A 5,652-nucleotide genomic window follows, 5' to 3' on the forward strand; every position below is an offset into this window, starting at 1 on the left:
AGATCGGCGTGCGCCATGACCCGCTGGCCAAGCGCGATGCCCAGGCCGAGCCTTGCCGAGGCGATCGGCGTCGGTGAGCGCGATGCGGTTGCCGCTGCGCACGAACAGCTGCTTGCCGAACCAGGTTTCGAGATTGCGTATCTGCTGGCTGACCGCCGCCGACGAAACGCCGAGTTCAGAGGCGGCCAAAGTGAAGCCGCCGGCACGGGCGGCAACTTCAAAAGCCTTGATCGCATTCAGCGGCGGCAACCGTTCCACAGCGGCTCCATATGACTCGCCAGAGGGAATTTCGAAACGGTCTCTGCAGCGTTGGCCAATCAATTGAGATAGCCTCTTGTTAGATTGTCGACAATCTGCTTGTCTTGCTTTCGGTTTCCTGGGAGTGGCCGAATGGCGAAAGCGGATTTCAGTCCTATCGCGGATACGACGCGACGCGCCGAGATCGTTGCGCTGTTGCGGCGCGCGATCCTGACCGGCCAGCTCGCGCCCGGCCAGAAGCTCAACGAGCTCCGTATCTCCGAACAGATGCGGGTCAGCCGCGCGCCGCTGCGCGAGGCGATGCGCGAGCTGGTCCAGGAAGGGATCCTGACCAGCATCCCCTATGCCGGCACCTTCGTCATCGAGGTCACAGCCAAGGACATCGACGATGCCTATTCGTTCAACAAGGTGATGGACGAGCTGGCCATCGAGCGGGCGTGGCCGCTGCGTGACCAGCGCTTCTTCGACGAGCTCGACCGGCGCCACGAAGCCGTGAAGCAGGCGACCCGCGCATTGGACACGACACGCCAGATCGAAACCGCGCTGCAACTGCATGGCCTGATCTACGAATGGGCCGACAATTCGGTGCTGCTGGAAACCTGGCAGCGGCTGACCAGCCGGCTGCAGATGTATTTCGCGCTCCACCAGCATGCCCGCAACGAGCCGGTGCCGGCCGAAGACGTTCACGAAACCTATGTGCGGTTGCTGAAGGGCAAGGACATGCGTGCGGCCCAGCGCCATGCCAGGGAGCATATCGATCTCGACTTCGAGGAGTTGCTTGCCTACGCGCGCAGCCTCGAACAACGCCCATCGAGGGGCGCCTGACCCGTTCCCAACACCACAGACAGCGGACAAGACACGTGCAGATCGAGACCATCAAGGCCTACCACGTCATGCAGCCCTTCGTTGACGGGCTATACCGCATGTCGAAGGGGCGCGAGGCCGACGCCTTCGACGCCGTGATCGTGTCCATGACATCAGACAGCGGCATCACCGGCTGGGGCGAGATGGCGCCGCTCGGCAATTTTTACTCGGCCGCCTTCCCCGCCGGCGTTCGCGCCGGCGTGGTCGAGATCGCGCCGCATCTGATCGGCCGCGATCCGCGCGGGCTGGCCAGCATCGGGCGGCTGATGGACACGGTGTTCAAGGGCCATCCCTACATCAAGTCGGCGCTCGACATGGCCTGCTGGGATCTGGCGGCGCGCGCAGCCGACGTGCCGCTGGTCACGCTGCTCGGCGGCAAGGAAAGCGACACCGCGGAACTCTACAAGGTCGTCACGCACGGGAGCGTCGACGCCATGGCCGCGCTGGCCAAGCGCATCGTCAAGGACGGCTTCCACCGGCTGCAGGTCAAGGTCGGCGGCAATGTCCATGACGACATCGAACGCGTCATCGCGGTTGCCTCCTCGGTGCCGAAAGGCACGGTCATCTTCTGCGACGCCAATGCCGGCTGGACTCCCTATCAGGCGCGCCAATTCGCCGATGCCACGCGCGCCATCGACTACACGTTCGAGCAGCCCTGCACCACGATCGATGAAAACATGTCGGTGCGCCGCATGCTCGACAAGCCGATGGTGCTCGACGAATCCGTCACCTCGCTCGAGGCGATGCTGGAAATTCATCGCCTGGGCGCGGCCGACGGGCTGACGCTGAAGATCTCGCGCCTTGGCGGCGTGACGAAGACACGCCAGATCCGCGACATTGCCGTCGACCTCGGCTTCATGATCACGGTCGAGGACACGGGCGGCGCCGAGATCGACACCGCGGCGATGGCGCATCTGTCGCTGTCGACGCCGGAAGAGCGCCGGCTGCACGCCATCGCCTTCCATGAATGGGTGACGGTGCGCACGGCATCGAACATGCCACCGGTCACCGGCAGCCGCATGGGCATTCCAGACGGGCCGGGTCTCGGCATAGACGTCGTTCCCGATCTGCTCGGCGCGCCGTTCTTCGAGGTCGGGCGCTGAGATGAAAATCCGCAGCATCAAAGCCACGCCGATCAATTTGCGCCTCGAAGCGCCCTATGCCTGGGTGTTCGGCGAACTCGACGGATTTTCACCGACCGTCGTCGAAGTCGAGACCGAGGATGGCCTGGTCGGCCTCGGCGAAGCGCCGACGCCAGCGGCGGCCGCGATCATCAATGATGTCCTGGCGCCGCGGCTGGTCGGGCGCGATGCCTTCGACATCGCCGGCGCCGAGCATGTCTGCCTGCCCTTTTGGACCGGCGTGCAGTCGATCAACGACCGCACACGCATCATGGCTTTCGGCGCCATCGAGATGGCTTTGTGGGACCTGCGCGGCAAGGCGTGGAACCAGCCGCTCTACCAGTTGCTCGGCGGCGCCGTACGCAAGGATATCCCGTTCACCGACTATTTTTCGCTGCGCGGTGATGGGCCAAAGGTGAAGGGCGAGACGACGCCCCAGGAAGTCGCCGACTATTGCGTCGAATTGCATGAGACGCATGGAACGACTTTCTTCGAAGGCAAGTTCTCGACCGAAGATCCGAAAATCTCGCTCAGGATGGTCGAGCTGATCCGCAGGAAACTCGGCGACGATGCGATGATCCGTATCGATTCCAACCAGGCCTATTCGCTCAGCACCGCGCGGCGGCTGGCGCGCCCGCTGGAAGAATTGGGCGTGCGCAACTGGGAGGATCCGGTGGCGACCATCGAGGAGATGCGCGAGTTGCGGCGCCATTGCTCGATCCCGTTCTCGACCCACAACATCGACATTGCGCGCGCCATGGAAACCAAAGTGCCGGACGCGTTCGTCGGCAACCCGACGACGCATGGCGGCATCGGCCGGCTGTTGCGCTTCGTCGGCGCCTGCGAGCATGCCGGGATCGATTTCTGGTGCTACAGCGGCGACAGCGGCATCGGCAGCGCCGCCTATCTGCATCTGTGCGCGGCACTCGGCTGGATCAGGGAGCCGAACCAGTCGCTGTTTCGCATGCTGCCGATGGATGTCACCGAGGAAGGACCGTTTTCGCCGAAAAACAATGTCGTGCGCGTTCCGGAAGGTCCCGGTCTCGGCGTCACCTTGTCGCGCGAAAACCTCGCTGCCTGTCACAGAGACTTTACCGAGAAAGGACCGTGCAACAAGTATCATGACCCGGCAAAGCCCGGAACCTATCGCCGTTTGCCGCTGAACTAGATGACGGCTAGCGGCCAAGACCGACGGCCAGACACGAGAAGCCAACCGCCGCGATTTCGGTCGGGAAGGTTGGACAAAGACGGTGGAAGCCGTGCAACCAACAACCCCGAGCGTCCACGCCACGACTGGATGGACCGGACAAAACCGCATGCTAAAGTTCCGGTAGACAGGCCTCCGGTGCCGGGAAAATGGAGCAATCCACGAAAATTTCGTCAACCATAAGAAATAGGGGAAAGGGTAAAAACCCATGAGCAAGAACCACAGCATTCTCGACCTTATCCGGCGCAATCGCACGCCGCTTGAAAATCACCTGATCGACGGCCTCGTCGACGGCCGTGTCAGCCGCCGCGACTTCGTCCGTCACGGCAGCCTGCTCGGCCTGTCGCTGCCGCTGCTGGGCCGCATCGGCATGGCCGCCGGCCTTGGCGGCATGCCGTCGCTGGCGCGCGCCCAGGGCGCGCCGGGCGCCACCATCCGCGTCGCCAGCAGTGTGCCGGCGGCGACGATCGACCCGGTCAGCATTGCAGACGCCGGCGGCCTGCTGATCATGCAGCAGGTTGCCGAATTCCTTTGCGTCGACGGCCCCGATCTGGTGCTGCAGCCGGCCTTGGCCGAAAGCTGGAAGCCGAACGACAACGGCACGGTGTGGACCTTCAAGCTGCGCAAGGGCGTAAAATTCCACAGCGGCGGCGAGATGAAGGCCGACGACGTCGTGGCCAGCATCGACCGCCTTGCCGACCCGGCCAACTCGTCCAATGCGCTGTCGGTGTTCACCGGCATCCTGCAGAAAGGCGCTTCAAAGAAGGTCGACGACTACACGGTGGAATTCCACCTCGATGCGCCGAACGGCAACTTCCCCTACATGCTGTCGTCCGACAACTACAACGCCGTCATCATCCCGGCGAGCTACAAGGGCGACTACGAAAAGAGCTTCGACGGCACCGGGCCGTTCAGAATTGAGAAATACACGGCAAAGGTCGGCGCGTCCTTCGTCCGCAACGAGGACTATTGGGGGCCGAAGGCCTTGCCCGAGCGCACCGAATTCACCTTCTTCACCGACATGCAGCCGCAGATCCTGGCGCTGCAGGGCGGACAGGTCGACATCATCAACCAGATGCCGGTGCTGGCCGGCGTCGCTCTGCTCAACGATCCGAACATCGACATCATCAGCCTGAAGTCGTCGGCCCATCAGCAACTGCACATGCGCTGCGACGAGGGTCCGTTGAAGGATGCGCGCGTGCGCCGAGCCATTGCGCTCTGCCTCGATCGCGACAAGCTGGCCGCCGGCCTGATGAAGGGACGCTCCGCCCTGGGCAATGACAGCCCGTTCGCCGCCGTCTATCCTTCGACCGATACGAGCGTGCCGCAACGCAAGCAGGATATCGCCCAGGCCAAGCAGCTCATGGAAGCAGCCGGCCTTGGCCAGGGCTTCAAGATAACCCTGACCACCGAACGCTACCTGGAAATCCCCGAATACGCCCAGCTCATCCAGAACTGGGTCAAGGAGATCGGCGTCGAGCTCGACCTCAACATCCTCGACCAGAGCGGCTATTACGGAGACGCGGTGTTCGGCAAGTCGAACTGGCTGGATTCGGTGATGGGCATCACCGACTACGGCCACCGCGGCGTGCCGAACGTCTATCTTGCGGCACCGCTGAAGAGCGAAGGCACCTGGAATGCGGCGCATTTCAAGAACAAGGACTATGACGCGCTGGCGACCAGCTACATCGCAGCACTCGACCTCGAGGCGCAGAAGGCCGACGCCGGCAAGATCCAGAAGCTGTTGCTCGAGGAAACGCCTGTTATTTTCGGCTATTTCTACGACTATCTGACGGCGACGGCGAAGGGCGTGGCCGGCGTACAGCCGACCGCCATGTCGCAGCTGTTCCTCGACAAGGCATCGAAAGCCTGAACTAACTCTTTGTTGGAGCATGACCTTTTCCGAAAACCGGTCCCCACTTTTCGGGATCATGCTCAAAGGGAAAGCCAATCCTCTAACAGCCAGCTCCCGCATGGGGCTGGCTCCACAAGGAGTCTTAGCCATTCTCTCCTTCCTTGCCCGGCGTGTCTCGCTGTCGCTGGTGACGCTGTTCCTGCTCAGCATCATGGTGTTCCTGGGCGGCCAGGTGCTGCCCGGCAACGTCGGGCGCGCCATATTGGGTCCATTCGCCGACCAGCGCGCGGTCGACGCGCTCAATCACACGCTCGGCGTCGATCGCCCGCTGCTGGCACAGTACTGGG

At 63.1% G+C, this 5,652-nt stretch carries 5 protein-coding genes and 1 pseudogene; 5 read left to right on the forward strand and 1 reads right to left on the reverse strand.

What is annotated here, in order from left to right:
• Positions 1-258: LysR family transcriptional regulator (locus EN994_RS15430; RefSeq protein WP_245466036.1), on the reverse strand; the 258-nt coding region annotated here is incomplete at its 3' end.
• A gap of 132 nt (positions 259-390) precedes the next feature.
• Between EN994_RS15430 and EN994_RS15435 the strand changes: the two genes are divergently transcribed.
• The 5 genes and pseudogenes from EN994_RS15435 to EN994_RS36100 form a co-directional block, all read left to right on the forward strand.
• Positions 391-1,083, forward strand: coding sequence for a GntR family transcriptional regulator (locus EN994_RS15435; RefSeq protein WP_063167630.1), 693 nt, complete (start codon positions 391-393; stop codon positions 1,081-1,083).
• A gap of 35 nt (positions 1,084-1,118) precedes the next feature.
• Positions 1,119-2,225: a mandelate racemase/muconate lactonizing enzyme family protein gene (locus EN994_RS15440; RefSeq protein ID WP_063167629.1), complete on the forward strand. Its 1,107-nt coding sequence runs from the start codon at positions 1,119-1,121 to the stop codon at positions 2,223-2,225.
• A 1-nt stretch (position 2,226) separates the two neighbouring features.
• Positions 2,227-3,411, forward strand: coding sequence for a mandelate racemase/muconate lactonizing enzyme family protein (locus EN994_RS15445; RefSeq protein ID WP_063167628.1), 1,185 nt, complete (start codon positions 2,227-2,229; stop codon positions 3,409-3,411).
• 247 nt (positions 3,412-3,658) lie between these two features.
• Positions 3,659-5,323 carry an ABC transporter substrate-binding protein gene (locus EN994_RS15450; RefSeq protein ID WP_013532880.1) on the forward strand — a complete coding sequence of 555 codons (1,665 nt, stop codon included), beginning with the start codon at positions 3,659-3,661 and terminating at the stop codon, positions 5,321-5,323.
• Positions 5,324-5,423: 100 nt separating this feature from the next.
• Positions 5,424-5,652, forward strand: a pseudogene (locus tag EN994_RS36100) (ABC transporter permease); the annotation flags it as partial.

It is taken from the genome of Mesorhizobium sp. M7A.F.Ca.CA.002.09.1.1, from assembly GCF_003998555.1.
GTDB lineage: Bacteria > Pseudomonadota > Alphaproteobacteria > Rhizobiales > Rhizobiaceae > Mesorhizobium > Mesorhizobium ciceri.

What these genes read in the sequence shown, in the direction of transcription:
- EN994_RS15435 (WP_063167630.1), top strand. Translation starts at nt 391, where the DNA reads ATGGCGAAAGCGGATTTCAGTCCTATCGCGGATACGACGCGACGCGCC.
- EN994_RS15445 (WP_063167628.1), top strand. Translation starts at nt 2,227, where the DNA reads ATGAAAATCCGCAGCATCAAAGCCACGCCGATCAATTTGCGCCTCGAA.
- EN994_RS15450 (WP_013532880.1), top strand. Translation starts at nt 3,659, where the DNA reads ATGAGCAAGAACCACAGCATTCTCGACCTTATCCGGCGCAATCGCACG.